We start from the raw sequence: 14,512 nt of genomic DNA, 5'->3' as shown, positions 1-14,512 counted from the left end.
ATGAGTCGACAGGTACTGACGGTGGGCGGCGGGCGGCCCGGCGCGTTCCCCACGATCGGGGCGGCCCTCGCCCGCGCCGAGCCGGGGGCCACGATCACCGTCCACCCGGGCCGGTACGTCGAGAAGCTGGTGGTCGGTAACCGGATCACCATCGCCGCCGAGCCGGGCGGCCCGGTCGAGGTGCACGTGGCGGAGGGCAGCGTCCTGGCCGTGCACGGCGAGGGCGCCCAGTTGCGCGGCATCTCGCTGTCCAGCGACGATCCGAAACTGGCCGCGGTCGACGTGTACGCCGGGGAGGCCGCGCTGGACGGCTGCACGGTGGCCGGTGCGGCCTGGGTGACGCTGCTGGCCCGCCTACAGGGGACGCTCGCGTTGCGTCACTGCGAGGTGAGCGCGTCGACCGGCGCGGCGATCGTGGTGACCTCACCGGGTACGAGCACGGTGGAGGACACCGTGGTCCGGGACGTGGCCCGGTCCGGCGTCGTGGTCAGTGACCAGGGATCGTTGACGCTGCGCCGCTGCACCATCGAACGGACCGGCGCGAACAGCGTCTGCGTGAACGGCACCGGCCGTCTGGTGGCCGAGCAGTGCACGGTGGTCGCCGCCGGCAAACCGGCGTTGGTGGTGGAACAGCGGGGCCACGCCCGGATCACCGGACTGCGGGTGCGGGACAGCGCCAACGTCGACGTGTTCCTGCGGGGCGACGTCGACGTGCTGGTCACCGACTCCGAGTTCACCGGGGCGAAGTTCCAGTCCGTGCACGTCACCGACGGTGCCGCCCCCGCCTTCCGGGGCTGCACCTTCGGGTCCGCCGGGCGCGGTGCCGCGCACGTCACCGGCGCGGCGAAACCGACGTTCACCGACTGCCTCTTCGTCGACTCGCCGGTCGGCGTGACCGTGGAGGCCGGGAGCACGCCCCGGTTCGAGGGCCTGACCGTCCGGGACAGCAGCGAACAGGCGGTCCTGGTGACCGGTGGGGCCGCGCCGACCGTGCGCCGGCTGCGCGCCACCGTCAGCCGGGGGACCGGGCTGCTGGTCCGCGACGGGGCCGGCGTCGACGGGACCGACCTGGTGATCGACGCCGGCGGTGGCGTCGCCGTCGACCTGCGCGAGTCGGCGCGCGGCACGATCCGCGACGCCCGGTTCAGCGGTACCGGCGAGACCTGTGTGCTGGTCGGTTCGGGGTCGACGCTGGACCTGCGGACGGCGGCGTTCGACGGGGCCGGGCTGCGGGTGGCCGAGGACGCGGAACTGCGGCTGCTGGACACCGAGTTCGCCGACGTGACCGGTGACGGTCTGCGGGTCGGCGCGTCCGGGACGGTGACCGCCAGCCGGGTGCGGGTCCGCCGGTCCGGCCGGGCGGGGGTACGCCTGGAGCGCGGGTCCCGGGGCAGCTTCACCGACTGCGAGGTGCTGGAGAGCGGCGCGGCCGGCTTCGACGTGGACACCGCGGAGCCGGTGTCGGTCATCCGCTGTGTCGTCCGGGACAGCGGCGGCGAGGACGTCCGCCGGGCCGACGACGCCCAGCTGACCGTGACGTCGCTGACCACCGGCCGGGCGGCCGGGTCGGCGCCGCCCATCGGGTCCGGGTACGACCCGGAGCCCGCAACCGATCGCGTGGAGGAACCTGCGGCGGCGGTGGACGGCGAGCTGAGCGAACCGCTGCGCGAACTCGACTCCCTGATCGGGTTGCACGGGGTGAAGCAGGAGGTCACCGCGCTGATCAACCTGATCAGGATGGCGCAGGTCCGGCAGCGGATGGGGCTGCCGATGCCGCCGATGAGCCGGCACCTGGTCTTCGCCGGCCCGCCCGGTACCGGCAAGACCACCGTCGCCCGGCTCTACGGCGCGGTCCTGGCCGAGCTGGGGGTCCTGGCCAAGGGACACATGATCGAGGCGGCCCGGGCGGACCTGGTCGGCCAGTACATCGGCTCCACCGCGATCAAGACCACCGAACTGGTCCAGCAGGCGATCGGTGGCGTGCTGTTCATCGACGAGGCGTACACCCTGTCGGCCGGCTCCGGCGGGTCGGGCCCGGACTTCGGGCAGGAGGCGATCGACGCGCTGATGAAGATCATGGAGGACCAGCGCGACGAGCTGGTGGTGATCGTGGCCGGGTACTCGGAGCTGATGGAGAAGTTCCTGGCCTCCAACCCCGGTCTGGCCTCCCGGTTCACCCGGACCGTCGAGTTCCCCAACTACTCGGTCGACGAGCTGGTCACGATCACCTCGAACCTGTGCCGCAAGCACTACTTCGAGCTGACCGACGACGCGGTCGCCGGGTTGACCACGTACTTCGAGCGGATTCCGCGCACCTCGACGTTCGGTAACGGCCGGGTGGCGCGCAAACTCTTCGAAGCCATGATCAACAATCAGGCGACCCGGCTGGCGGTCACCCCGCCGACCCACGACACCCAGATCAACCGGCTCACCGCCGAGGACCTCGCGCCCGAGCTGCGCCTCCTCGACGACCTGCCGGTCGAGCAGCAGAGCCGACCCGACCCGACCCGCAACCCGACCGGCGCGATCAACGCCGCCCGGAGCTGGCAGCGCCTCGGCCGACTGGTCGGCGCGCCCGACGTGCGCGAGGCGGCCGGTGAGACCCTGCTGCGGCTGTGCGACCTGCGCAACCGCCGCCGCTCCTACGGCAGACACGGCAACGTCCTGCTCGCCGGTGCTCCCGGCAGTGGACGCAGCGAGTTCGCCCGCCACTACGCCGCCGCCCTGTCCGAACTCGACCTGGTCCCGATCGGGCACCTGGTCCGCGTCGCCACCGACGACCAGCTCGCCCCCCACTGGTCCGGGCAGACCCCCAGCCTGGTCCGGGCCGCCCTGCACGACGCGACCGGCGGCACCCTGCTGGTCGACTACCTCGACGACGGCACCGGTGACGCGCAGGAGACCGTGGCGGCGCTGACCGACCAGATGCGGGCCGGGCCGGGCGACCCGATCGTGGTCCTGCGCGCCGAACCGGCCGCGCTGACCCGCCTCGGTGCCGCCGTACCCCGACTCACCGAGGTGTTCGGCCAGACCTGGCGCATCCCGGAACTCGAACCCGCCGAACTGGCCGAGGTGGTGGCGCGGCACCTGGTGCGACGCGGCCACGACCTTCCCGACGACGTGCGGGCCGCGCTGGCCGGCCTCGCCGCGCAACTGCCCGAACGGACGGTACGCGCCGCGCACCTGCTCTCCCGGAACCTGAGCCGGGCCACCGGCTCCCGCACCCTCGCACTGGCCGACCTGCACGGGCTGGCCAGCCGGAACGACCCGACCAGCACGGCGGGCCGCCAGCGCGGCGGCCTCGCGGCGGTCGGCTGAGAGGAGACGCCATGTCACCGTCACCGCGACCCACCCGCGAGGAGATGGTCGAAGCCGGCCGCGCGTTCGCGCAGCAACTGCACCGCGCCCAGGCCAGCCTGGACCGCGCCCTGGTCACCGGTCGGTCCGCCGACGGCACCGTCGTCGTCCTGGCCACCGGCCTCGGCCAGCTCAGAGCCGTCCAGGTCAACCCGGTCGTCTTCGACCGCCGCGACGTCGCCGCCCTCCAGGACGCGATCGCCCAGTCGATCCGGGCCGCCGCCGCCAACGCCGCCGCGCTCGCCGGGCAGAAGATGGGCCCGGCCGAGATCAACCTGTACTGACGACGGGGAGGAGCCGAGGGGGCCAGCGAGTGGGAATCCGGAACGCTCTGCGCCGCCACCCGCCAGCCGGGGCGATCCTCCGGCACACGGTGGGCAACGCGGTGGTGCTGCACGCCCGGGACCGGATCAGCCCGGCGGCCCGGTCGCTGGCGCTGGCGGTACCCGAGGACCCCGACCACGACATCGTCGTCCTCGACCTGCACGACGACCTGCCGGCCGGCATCTGGGCGTCGGTCGCCGCGGCGCTGACCCGACCCCGGCGCGGCATCCGGCTCGTCGTGTGCGGGGCGCCCGCGGACACCGGTGCGCTCGCCGGCCAGTGGCTCTGCGACCGGCTCCGCCGTCCCGTGGTCACCCCGCACGGACGGACGGTCCAGGCCACCGCCGGAACACTCTTCACGCACACCACCGAGGGCAGCGGCTGGGTCCGCTACCGGCCGGGCCGGGCACCCGTGTGGGAGTCCCGGCGCTACCCCGCCCCGGCCTGGGACGCCGCTGCCGCGCACTTCGTACCCACCAGCGCGGCCGGAGCCGTCGAGCCCATCCCCGGCGGCGTCTGGATCCGCGACACCCGCGACCCGACCGTGGTCAGCAGCCGCTGGCAGTGGCTGGCGTCGGCGGTGCCCTGCCAACCGGACGCGATGACCGTCGTGCTCGGCTGCCCCGGTACGCCACCGCTCGCCCTCGACGACGTGGCCCGGTTCTGGCGCGGGCTCGCGCCCAGTGGACGCCGGCACGCCCGGTTCGTCCAGTACGGGCCGGTCCAGCTGCCGGCGGGGGAACAACTCGGCCAGCGGCTCGCCGACGTGCTGGAATCACCCGTCGTCTGCTTCGGTGGCCTGCCCGTCGCCGGGCCCGACGGCCCACGTCTGCACACCGTCACACCGGACGGTCGTCTCGGCTGGCGGGTTCTCGTCCGCGAACTCGGCTTCACCCCACGGTCCAGCCCCGGCGCGGCGGCCGGACTACCGCGGATCCTCGACCACCGGGCCCCGGCGCTGCTCGGCGACCGGGTCGGCCCGTTGACCCACCGGTACACCGACGACGCGGTCGTCGAGATCGTCCAGTCCGGGCTCTGGATCCGCGCCGCCGAGACCCCGCGCCACGCCGGACGGGTCCGGGCCCGTCCCGCCGACCCGGCCCGGCACGCCATCGTCGTCGACGACACGCACCCGGACCGGGTACCGCGGCTGCGGGAGATCGCCGAGGACCTGGCGGCCCGCCTCGATCCGGCCACCCGGGACCGCAGCACCCTGCACCTCGCCTCGGCGGTGGCGACCGGCCGACCCGGACGGTCCACCAGCACCGCTGCCCGGGACCACGGCGACGGGACCACCCAGCGCTTCACCGCCGCCGACCTGGCCCTGGACGAACGGATCGACGTCGCACCACCACCGGTCGGGGCGCGTACCGGGCTGGCCGCTCCCGGCCCCCGGTCCCCGTCCTGGCTGCCGGCGACCCCGCCGGTGGGCGGCACGGTGGGCCCGACCGCCATGGCGTTCCTGGCCGCGACCGTCGCCCCGACGGAACCACCGGGGATCGGCCCGTCCACTCCGGTCGCGCCGTCGGGCCAGGTCACCGTGTCGGCCCCGGTCGCGCCGTCGGGTCCGGTCGCCCCGTCGGCTCCGGTTGTCGCTGCGCTCCTCGGACCGGCTGCTGGCCGACCTGGGCGACGGTACCCGGGAACTCGGCGAGCGGCCCCGGCCGAGGGCCGGCTCGCCCCGCCAGCTCCGTCTGGTGCGCCTGCTCCGCTCGGTTCGTCCGCTCCGCTGACCGACCGGACCGCCGGGCGGCCGGTGCCGACCAGCCGGACCACGACCGGCCACCTCACGACACGTACCGTGGTCGGCCCGCTCTGGCAGCACCGGGAGCACGGCGACACCCCCACCGGGGCCGGCGCACCCTGCCCCCCTCCCACCCGTCCGACGGTCGACACCGTGCCGGTCCGACCGGCACCGGCCGACGCTGAGCCGGCCCGACCGGTACCGTCCGTCGTACCGGCCCGACCGGCACCGGCGGGGACCATGCCAGCCGAACCGGTGCCCCCAGGGGAGCTGCCCCCGGACAAGGACGTCCTCGCTGACCCGGTGCCCCCGGTGCCCCGGTCGTCCGGTGCCGCCCAGCGGCCGACGGAGTTCCTGCCGACGCCGGTACCGTCGTCCCGGGGACTGCCCGCCTCCGACGGACTCGACGCCGAACGCTCCTGGCTGCGGCAACGGTTCAGCCAGGAGTTCGACGCCGCCGCCAGTTCGGTCGCCCGGCTGCTCGCCGAGCATCCCCGCCTGCACGCCGGCGACGGGTCGGTGGCCGACGCGGTCGCCGTACGCCTGTATCTGTCCAGGGCCGGCGAAGCCGTGGACCGGGCGCTGCGCTCCGAGCGGGCCGGTGAGGCGGTGCTGTTCGCCCGGTGCGTGGCGGCCGGAATCGGGCGGTTGCCGTCGCACCGGGGGGCCACCTGCCTGTCCGCCCGGCTCACCGGGACCGCACTGCGGGAGATCGCCGCACGACGGATACTGACGGACGCGGCGTTCACCCATGCGCTCACCGACCCGCCCGTCGACCTGCCGGGCGACGTCGACGTGCTGCTGTGGTCGATGACCGCCCGCCGTACCCGGCTGCTGGAGCCGGAGGGCGACCACCATGTCGGCAGCCGGGTGCTGTTCCCACCGGGCACCCGGTTCAAGGTGCTGGAGACGGCGGAACCGGGTCCGGGCCGTCCGGGCCGGCTGCTGTTGCGTGAGCTGTCCGCCGACGAGCCGGTCCGCGAGCACGTCCCCTTCGACGATCTCGCGTTGACGTCCCTGCTGCGCAGCCACGACCGGTGGACGGCGACGGGCCGGCGCAGCCGGGTCGGCCGGGCGGCGGTGACCCGGTTCACCCGCGTGCCCGGCGTAGGCTGACCACGCGCCGAGCGGGGGAAGCGGCCGGAGTGGACGATCGTCGTCCGGGGGTGACCGCCGCCGACGTACGGGTGTCGGAGGCCGCGGGGGCGGACGCCGGCACCGCCGTCACGGCCGCACCCGTCCTCGTCTACAAAGGAGACATGATCGACACCGCGTACCGCGTGAGTCCGCTGCGCCCGACCGATCCCGAGCGGATAGGTGACTACCTGCTCGTGGGCCGGCTCGGCGTGGGCGGCATGGGGGTCGTCTACCTCGCCGAGGCCGACGACGGCACCCCCGTGGCGATCAAGCTCATCCACCCGGACCTCGCGACCGACCCCGAGTTCAGCGGCCGGTTCCGCAGCGAGGTCGCACGGTCCCGTCGGGTGCCGTCGTTCTGCGCCGCCGAGTTCCTCGCCGCCGACCTCGACCACGATCCGCCGTACCTGGTCGTCGAGTACATCGACGGCCCGGGGCTGGACGAGGTGGTCGCCGAACGCGGACCGTTGCGCTCCGGCGCGCTGCACTCCCTCGCGGTGGGGGTCGCCACCGCGCTCACCGGCATCCACGGCGCGGGGATCATCCACCGGGACCTGAAACCGGACAACGTCCTGCTTCCCCCGGGCAGCCCCAAGGTGATCGACTTCGGTATCGCGCGACCGTTCGAGGCCACCAGCCGGCACACCCGTCCCGATGTCATGGTCGGCACCGTGCCCTACATGGCACCGGAGCGGTTCTCCGACCGGCAGGCCACCCCGGTCACCGCCGCCGTCGACGTGTTCGCCTGGGGCTGCGTGATCACGTTCGCCGGTACCGGGAGGACCCCGTTCGAGGCGGACTCGACGTCCGCGACGGCGGCCCGGATCCTGACCCAACCGCCGAACCTCGACGGGCTGCCGGAAACTCTCCTGGAACCGGTACGGCGGGCGCTGGCGAAGGACCCGGCGGACCGGCCCACCGCGCCGGAACTGCTCGCCATGCTGCTGGGCAGCCCGCCGGCCGCGCCCGCCGGTCCGCGACCGCCCGTCGATCCGCAACCGCCTGCCGGCCTGCGACCACCCGCCGATCCGCAAGCGCCTGCTGAGCCGGCTCCGCCCGCCGATCCGCAACCGGCCGCCGACCCGCGGACCGCTGTCATTGCGCGATCGGTCGTCGGCCCGCAACCGGCCGGCGCTCCGGAGACCGGTGCCGACCGGCAACCGACCGACAGCCCGCAAGCCGCCGCCGATCCGCCGCCGACCGTGCCGCCCGGACGGCCGGTCCGGTCGGTCCTCCGCCGCCGCCGGGCGGTGCTGAGCGGCCTGGCTGTGCTTCCGCTGCTCGCCGGGGTGACGGTCGCCGCGCTGCTGTCCGACGGCGACGGCGGCGACCGCCGTACCGGGTCCACCGACCCGTCGCCGGCCGCGCCGCCCACGTCGTCGATCGCGTCGGCCACGACACCCTCCGCCCCGCGACCCGCCGCGCCGACCGCAGCGCCGGCCACCCCTGACCGGTCCGGCGCCACGTCCGGCCAGCAGGCCGAATCCACCACCGCCCCCGGCGAGCGGGCCGAACCCACCGACGGTCCCACCGCACGGGCCGCCGCGAACCCGTCCGGCCGCAACATCGCCCTCGGCCGACCCGCCACCGCCTCCAGCCAGGAGGGCAACCACATGGCCGCCGCCGACGCCGTCGACGGCGACCCCGACACCCGGTGGAGCAGCGAGTTCGCCGACCCCCAGTGGCTGACCGTGGACCTCGGCGGGCTGTGGCAGGTCAGCGAGGTCGTGCTGCGCTGGCAGCGCTCGTACGCCACCGGCTACCGGGTGGACGTCTCCCCGGACGGGCAGCGGTGGACGACGGTGTACCGGACCTCGACCGGCGAGGGCGGGGTCGAGCGGGTCACCGTCGACCAGGTGCCCGGCCGGTACGTCCGGATGTACGCCACCCAGCGCGCCGGGCAGTACGGCTACTCCCTGTGGGAGATGGAGGTGCGCTGAGCACCCCGGTCCTCCGCCACCGGGTCGACGTCGAGCCCGATGCCGTATCCGGCCAGCCGGCGGTACGCGCGACGCAGGTCCCACCGGGCACCGAGTACGGCGAACAGCTCCGTCGCCTCGGTCCCGGCCCGGGCCGCGTCGTGCGGTCGCCGGTCGGCCGCGAGCAGCACCGCCGCGTCCTCCAGCGTGCCGGCCAGTTCGGTCACCCGACCCACCGCGCGGTAGTGCGCCGCCGCGGCCAGCGCGGGTTCCGGATCAGCGGTGAGCAGGGCCCGGCAGCGTGCCGCCGCCCAGTGCGCCCGCGCGGCCCGTACCTCCCGGGCCGCCTCGTCCGCGCAGCCGGCCGCCGCCCGTTCGGCCACGTCCCGCCGGCCCACCTCCAGGGCCAGCCGGACGACGTCGGGCAGCCACTGGTGACGGAGCAGCAGGGGGGCGTACCCGGGCACCAGCAGTGGCTCGAGGACCCGGAGCGCCTGCTCGCCGTGGCCCTGCTGCTCGGCCAGCATCGCGCGGGCGACCAGCAGGAAGTCGCCGCTCGCCCGCTCGGCGTCGGTGGCCGGGACCGGCTCCGGCGCGGCCAGGTGTCCACCGGCCAGCACGGCGTCGTCCCGGCGTGCCGCGACGAGGGCGGCCGTACCGTGCAGCAGCATCGCCACCGCCCCCGGCTCCCGGGCCCCCAGCAGGGTGGCCCCGGGCTGGTCGTCGCTGACCGCGCCGACCACGGACAGCACGTCGTCCCACCGGCCCGCCCAGTAGTGCTGCACGGCCGAGGCGGCGTGCAGTCCGGACGGCAGCCGGTGCCGCAGCGCGAACAGGGCCGCCTCGCGCAGCGTCCGCTCGGCGTCCGCGAGCCGGTCCAGGCTCTGCAACGTGCCGGTCCGGTTGTCGAGCAGATCCAGGTACAGGGCGGCGAACGTCGGGTGGTCACGCATCACGTCCAGCGCCCGGTCGACGTACTCCAGCGCCCGTTCGTGGTCCCGCCGTACGGTGTTCGTCAACCAGCCGGTCTGCAACGCGAAGGCCGCCTCGTCCGGCCGGTTCGCGGCGAGCGCCGTGGCGTGGGCCGCCGCCGCGGTCCGGTCCGCCCGGTCCAGGTCGTCCAGCGGGCCCCGCCGGAAGGCGGCCAGCAGCATCCGGTGCCGGGTCCGCCAGAACGCCGGTACGGTCGGGTCGGCCAGTGCCGCGTCGAGGACGTCCAGCGCCGTCGCCACGTCACCGGCCTGGTGGGAGAGTACGGCGAGCAGGTGGCGCAGCTCGGCACGGTCGGCCGGGTCGTCGGCCAGTTGGAGCGCCTCCCGCGCCTCGTCCAGCGGGCGCCGCCCGCTCCGGTGCTCCAACCGGACCAGGGTGATCAGCAGCCGTTCCCGTTGCCGGCGGTCGGGCAGGTCGGTGTCGAGCACCCGGCGCAGCAGCGCCGTGGCGAGCCGGGGAGCCCGCCCGGCCAGCTCGGCGTGCCGGTCGACCAGCCAGGACACCAGCCAGCCGTCCACCGTCGAGGTCGCGGCGAGCTGCTCCGCCACCCGGTCCACCGGGCTGTCGCCGGCCGCCAGCACCTCGGCGGTGTGCCGGTGCAGCGCCGACCGGGCCGGTGCCGGGATGCTCTCGTACAGCACCTGCCGCAGCAACGTGTGCCGGAACGCCAGCTCGGTGCCGGCGGCCACCACGACCCTGGCGGCCAGTGCCTCCTCCAGGTTCGCCACCAGGTCGCCGGCGGGCCGGCCGGTCACCGCGCCGACGTCGTCCACGGCGAAGCGGTCGCCGAGCAGCGCCGCGGTCCGCAGCACGTCCTGGGTGTCCGCCGAGAGCAGGTCCATGGTGGCCCGGATGGTGGCGAGCAGCGGCCGGGGCACCTCGATCGGCGTCGGGTCGGGGATGTCGGCCACTCCGTCGACCACCCGGACCACGCCCCGGCGCAGCAGCGCGGTGACCAGCTCGTGGGCGTAGCGGGGATTGCCCGCCGCCACGGCCACCGCCTCGGCCAGGTGCGGCCCCGGCGGCGCGCCCACCAGCCCGGCCACCATCCGCTCGACCGCGTCGGACGGCAGGGCCTCCACCTGGAGCAGGTGACCCTGCCGGGTCCGGACCGCGCGGCGCAGCCGGGCCAGGTCCCGGTCGCCCGGTTCCAGCCGGGCCGAGGCCACCAGCAGCAGCGGCAGCCGCCGGGTGGCCGCGACCAGCCGTTCCCAGCAGGACACCCCGTCACCGTCGGCGCTGTCCAGGCCGTCGAGGACCAGTACCAGGGGGGTGCTGGCGCAGGCGGCGCGTACCCGGGCCAGCACCAGGTCGGCAGCGCCCGGCCCGGTGCCGGCGTCGGTCCAGCCGGTGGCGGGTGCGGTTCCGGTGTCGGTCCAGCCGGCGGCGGGGCCGGTGCCGGCGTCGGTCCAGCGGGCAGCGGGTGCGGTGCCGGCGTCGGCGGCCAGTCCCAGTGCCCGCATCGCCACCGGCAGCGGAAGATCCTGGTCGAAGTCCCCGGCGACTCCCCAGGCGACCCGGCAGCCCCGTTCGGCCGCGTCGGCGAACGCGGCCCGCAGCAGCACGGTCTTGCCGATACCCGGTTCGCCCTCGACCCAGACCACGGTGCCCGCACCGGCGCGGAGCGCCCCGACCAGGTCCCGCAGCCGACGCACCCCGTCGTCGCGGCCGGCCAGCGACTCCGTCGGCGGTCCGTCCCGCCCCGCAACGGCCGCCTCCGTCACCCGTCCCGGGACGTCCGGCCGCCCCGGGACAGCGGTCCCCGCCACCCGGGCCGGCGTGCTCCGTCCGCCGTGCGTGCCGGCCGGGCCGGCGGCGACGAGCCCGCGCATCCGGGTGAGGGCGCTGCCGGGCTCGATCCCGAGCTCGGACCGTAACGTGTGCCGGGCCGTCCGGTAGACGTCCAGCGCCTCCCGCCGCCGACCGTCGCGGTGCAGCGCCAGCATCAGCAGCTCGTACAGCGGCTCGTGCAGCGGATGCTCACGGACCAGCCCGGCCAGCTCGACCGTCACGTCCCCGTCGCCCAGCCCGATCAGGATGCCGGCCCGCTGCACGAGGGCGTCGAGGCGTCGCTCGGCCAACCGGACCCGTTCCCCGTCCAGACGCCCGCTGGCCAGCCCGGCGTACGCCTCGCCGTGCCACAGCCCCAGTGCCTCGTCGAGCCGGGCCACGGCGGCGGCGGGTTCACCGGCCGTCCGTAACCGGGCGGCCTCGGCGCAGAGCACCACGAACCGTTCGCTGTCCAGGTCCTGCCCGCGCAACCGCAGCGCGTACCCGCTCGGACCCGACGCCACCGATCCCGCTCCCAGGCTGCGGCGCAGCCCGGAGACGTACGTGTAGACACTGCCGACCGCCGTGGTGGGCGGCGACGGACCCCAGATCCCGGCGACCAGCTCGTCCCGCCCGACCTCCCGCCCGACGGCGGCGGCGAGCAGCGCGAACAGCACCCGCTGCCGGGCCGGCCCCAGCGCCAGTTCCCGACCGTCGCGCCAGGCCCGGACCGGACCCAGCACCGACACCCGCAGCCAACCGTCCGGCGACGTCACCATCGCATTCCCCCCAGGCGAGACTCCGTTCACCGGTCACGGGTGACCGGCGAGCCGGCGAGCGGAGCCTCCCCATCCATGATCCTCGACCGGACGAGATGCGGCTCGGTCGGGTTGCCCGGCAGCTGTCGGCGTACCCGGCCGAGCAGCAACCGCAACCGGTCGATCCACTGTGCCGCGATCCGGCGTTCCCGCAACGCGGTGCGGGCGATCTCCGCCGCGGCCTCGAACTCGTTCCGCCGTTCGTGGCTGTACGCGGCCGTCCAGCGCATCTCACCCGCCAGATCCGGTTCGCTGGTCCGGGCCGCGACCCAACCGGCCGCGGCGGCGGCGTGCTGCCCCTCGCGCAGCAGCACCCGGGCCAGCCAGGCGGTGAGCACGAGTCGCCGGGCCGGGTCGAGGGTGTGCTGGGCGTGGGCCTGCCGTAGCGCGACGACGGCCATCCGGGGCGCCGCCTCGGCGATCCGCTCGACGTGCTCGACCAGCCAGGCGGCCAGGGCGTCGTCGAGCGGCACCTCCCCGGCGAGCAGTTGCCCCATCACCCGTTCGGCTGCCGCACCGGCGGCGGCCAGCCGTTTGCCGTACAGCCGGCAGAGGGTGACCCGGAGCGGGGCCGGCGTGCTCTCGTACAGCGTCCGGGCCACGATCCGGTGCCGGAACCACAGCCGGTCCCCGGCGGCGAGCGTCCCGTCCCGGGCGGCGAGGATGCCGCCGGCCCGTACCGGGGCCAACGCGCGGGTCAGGTCGTCGACGGTGCGGTCGGTGACCGCGGCCAGTTCGCCCATGGTGCAGCCGGCCGGCTGCGTCCCGGGCAGCCGTATCCCGTACGCGCTGAGCAGCGCGACCGCCCGGAGCACCTGGCGGGTGTCCCCGGTGAACGGCGACAGCTGCGCCTCCACGGCCGCGACCAGCTCGGCGCTCGACCCGGCACCGGCCCCGCTGGCGGCGAGGAGCCGCAGGTAGAGCGGGTGCCCACCGGCGTCGTCGAGGATCCGGGCCAGGTCCTCGGGCTCGGGCGGAGTGGCCGCGACCGCCCGGACCAGGGCGACCGCCGGGTCGTGCTCCAGCGGGCCCAGGGCGATGACCTCACCCCCGGTGATCCGCTCCGGCGCTCCGGATCGCACCGCCGCCACCAGCAGCAACGGCAGCTCACCCACGGATTCGCCGAGCCGGTTCCAGACCTGCACCGTCGTCGGGTCCGCCCATTGCAGGTCGTCGATGACGAGGGTGAGCGGCTGCTCCGCCGCGGCCCGCCGGACCAGCGTCACCGCCCGCTCCACGACGTCGACGTCGACGCCCGCGTACCGGTCGGTTCCGGCGGCGAGGTGCTCCAGCTCGCGGCGGACCGGGTCACCCCGCAGGGCGGACTCGACCCCCTCCAGCAGGGTGCCGAGCGGAGTACGGTCGGCGACCTCGTCACCGACCGCCCAACCGATCCGGTACCCGCCCCGGTCGCCGGCCCCGGGCAGCGCCGCCGTGAGCAGCGCCGTCCGGCCGACACCGGCCGGACCCTCGATCACCAGACTGCCGCCGCGCCCGTCCGTGATGCCGGCCACGGCCCGCCGGAGCCGCCGCACAGCGACGTCCCGGCCGAACAGCGTCTCCCGCTCCGGCCGGTGTCCCGGTCCGGTGTCGACGGCCGGACCACTCCGGGTGGTTCCGTCGGCTCCGGTGACCACCCCCGCCGGTCGACCGGCCCGCGCCGCCGCGGCGGGTCGCTCCGGCTCAGGACCGCCGGGCCGGGCGGCGGCGAGCCGGGCCCCCAGGTCCTCCCGGTCCGGGTACGCCGCCACCAGCTCGCGCAGCGCCCGGAGCGCATCCTCGGGGTGTCCCGTCTCGGCCAACAGGTCGGCGTGCCGTTCGGCGGTGGCGATCCGCAGCCCGGTCAGGCGCTGCCGCTGTACGTCGGCGAACGGTCCGGGTACCCCGGTGAGCGCATCCCCCTGCCAGCACCGCAGCGCCGACGCCAGCGCGGCCAACTCGGCCGGACCGTCCCCGCTGGACCGGTGCCGGCGGGCGGTCCCGCGCAGCGACTCGAACCGCAGCGCGTCGACCGCGTCACGGGGGACGTGCAGCTGGTACCCGCCGTCCCCGGAGCTGAGCAGCCGGCCCCCCGTCCACCGGCCCCGGGCCGGCTCCAGCAGCTGTCGCAGCGTGGAGACGTACGTGTAGATGTTGCCGGTCGCGCTGGGCGGCGGGTCGTCCCCCCAGACGGCGGCGACGAGCTGCTCCCGGGACACCCGGCGCCCGGCGTGCAGGGCGAGCACGCACAACACGGCCGTACGGCGTGCCGAGCCGAGCACGAGTTCGGCACCGTCCCGCCGGACCCGCACCTGCCCCAACAACCGCAGATCGATCCCCACCTGCTGCGTCGACATCGCTTCCCTCATCCGCTGTCCCGAGACGTCACCCACGCCGGGGCCGGTCGACAGGTGACCGGCTCCGTGTCGTTCCCGGTGTGGCGCATGCCGGAACGTGGACCCCCATCCCGC

Annotated in this window: 6 protein-coding genes; 4 read left to right on the top strand and 2 right to left on the bottom strand. The window is 75.8% G+C overall.

Annotated elements, in window-relative coordinates; genetic code table 11:
- From PVK37_RS25210 to PVK37_RS25195, 4 genes are read left to right on the top strand one after another with little or no spacing between them, the layout of a single operon-like run.
- The gene (locus PVK37_RS25210; protein WP_275030292.1) at positions 1–3,318 is read left to right on the top strand and encodes a right-handed parallel beta-helix repeat-containing protein; all 3,318 of its coding nucleotides are present in this window, start codon (positions 1–3) and stop codon (positions 3,316–3,318) included.
- Positions 3,319–3,329: 11 nt separating this feature from the next.
- A complete protein-coding gene (locus tag PVK37_RS25205) occupies positions 3,330–3,641 on the top strand; it encodes a YbaB/EbfC family nucleoid-associated protein (protein WP_275030291.1) in 312 nt (103 codons plus the stop codon).
- A gap of 29 nt (positions 3,642–3,670) precedes the next feature.
- Positions 3,671–6,541, top strand: a complete 2,871-nt coding sequence (locus PVK37_RS25200; protein WP_275030290.1) for a hypothetical protein — start codon at positions 3,671–3,673, stop codon at positions 6,539–6,541.
- 29 nt (positions 6,542–6,570) lie between these two features.
- Positions 6,571–8,502 (top strand): protein kinase domain-containing protein, encoded by a 1,932-nt coding sequence (locus PVK37_RS25195; protein ID WP_275030289.1) that lies wholly within the window; start codon positions 6,571–6,573, stop codon positions 8,500–8,502.
- On the opposite strand, the gene PVK37_RS25190 is transcribed toward PVK37_RS25195, so the two are convergent.
- Together PVK37_RS25190 and PVK37_RS25185 are read right to left on the bottom strand one after the other, a co-directional pair.
- Positions 8,472–12,023: an ATP-binding protein gene (locus PVK37_RS25190; RefSeq protein ID WP_275030288.1), complete on the bottom strand. Its 3,552-nt coding sequence runs from the start codon at positions 12,021–12,023 to the stop codon at positions 8,472–8,474. The two genes, PVK37_RS25195 and PVK37_RS25190, sit on opposite strands and share 31 nt — an antisense overlap.
- A 26-nt stretch (positions 12,024–12,049) precedes the next feature.
- Positions 12,050–14,398 carry an ATP-binding protein gene (locus PVK37_RS25185; RefSeq protein ID WP_275030287.1) on the bottom strand — a complete coding sequence of 783 codons (2,349 nt, stop codon included), beginning with the start codon at positions 14,396–14,398 and terminating at the stop codon, positions 12,050–12,052.
- Positions 14,399–14,512: the final 114 nt, after the last annotated feature.

The organism is Micromonospora cathayae (assembly GCF_028993575.1).
In the GTDB taxonomy this organism is placed as follows: domain Bacteria; phylum Actinomycetota; class Actinomycetes; order Mycobacteriales; family Micromonosporaceae; genus Micromonospora; species Micromonospora cathayae.
Note: the sequence above shows the minus strand (reverse complement) of the source record. Positions and strands in the feature narration are given on the sequence as shown.

Bases quoted from the DNA above. Each gene is read 5' to 3' on its own strand.
- PVK37_RS25210 (WP_275030292.1), top strand. From the start codon at position 1: ATGAGTCGACAGGTACTGACGGTGGGCGGCGGGCGGCCCGGCGCGTTC.
- PVK37_RS25185 (WP_275030287.1), bottom strand. From the start codon at position 14,398: ATGTCGACGCAGCAGGTGGGGATCGATCTGCGGTTGTTGGGGCAGGTG.
- PVK37_RS25190 (WP_275030288.1), bottom strand. From the start codon at position 12,023: ATGGTGACGTCGCCGGACGGTTGGCTGCGGGTGTCGGTGCTGGGTCCG.
- PVK37_RS25205 (WP_275030291.1), top strand. From the start codon at position 3,330: ATGTCACCGTCACCGCGACCCACCCGCGAGGAGATGGTCGAAGCCGGC.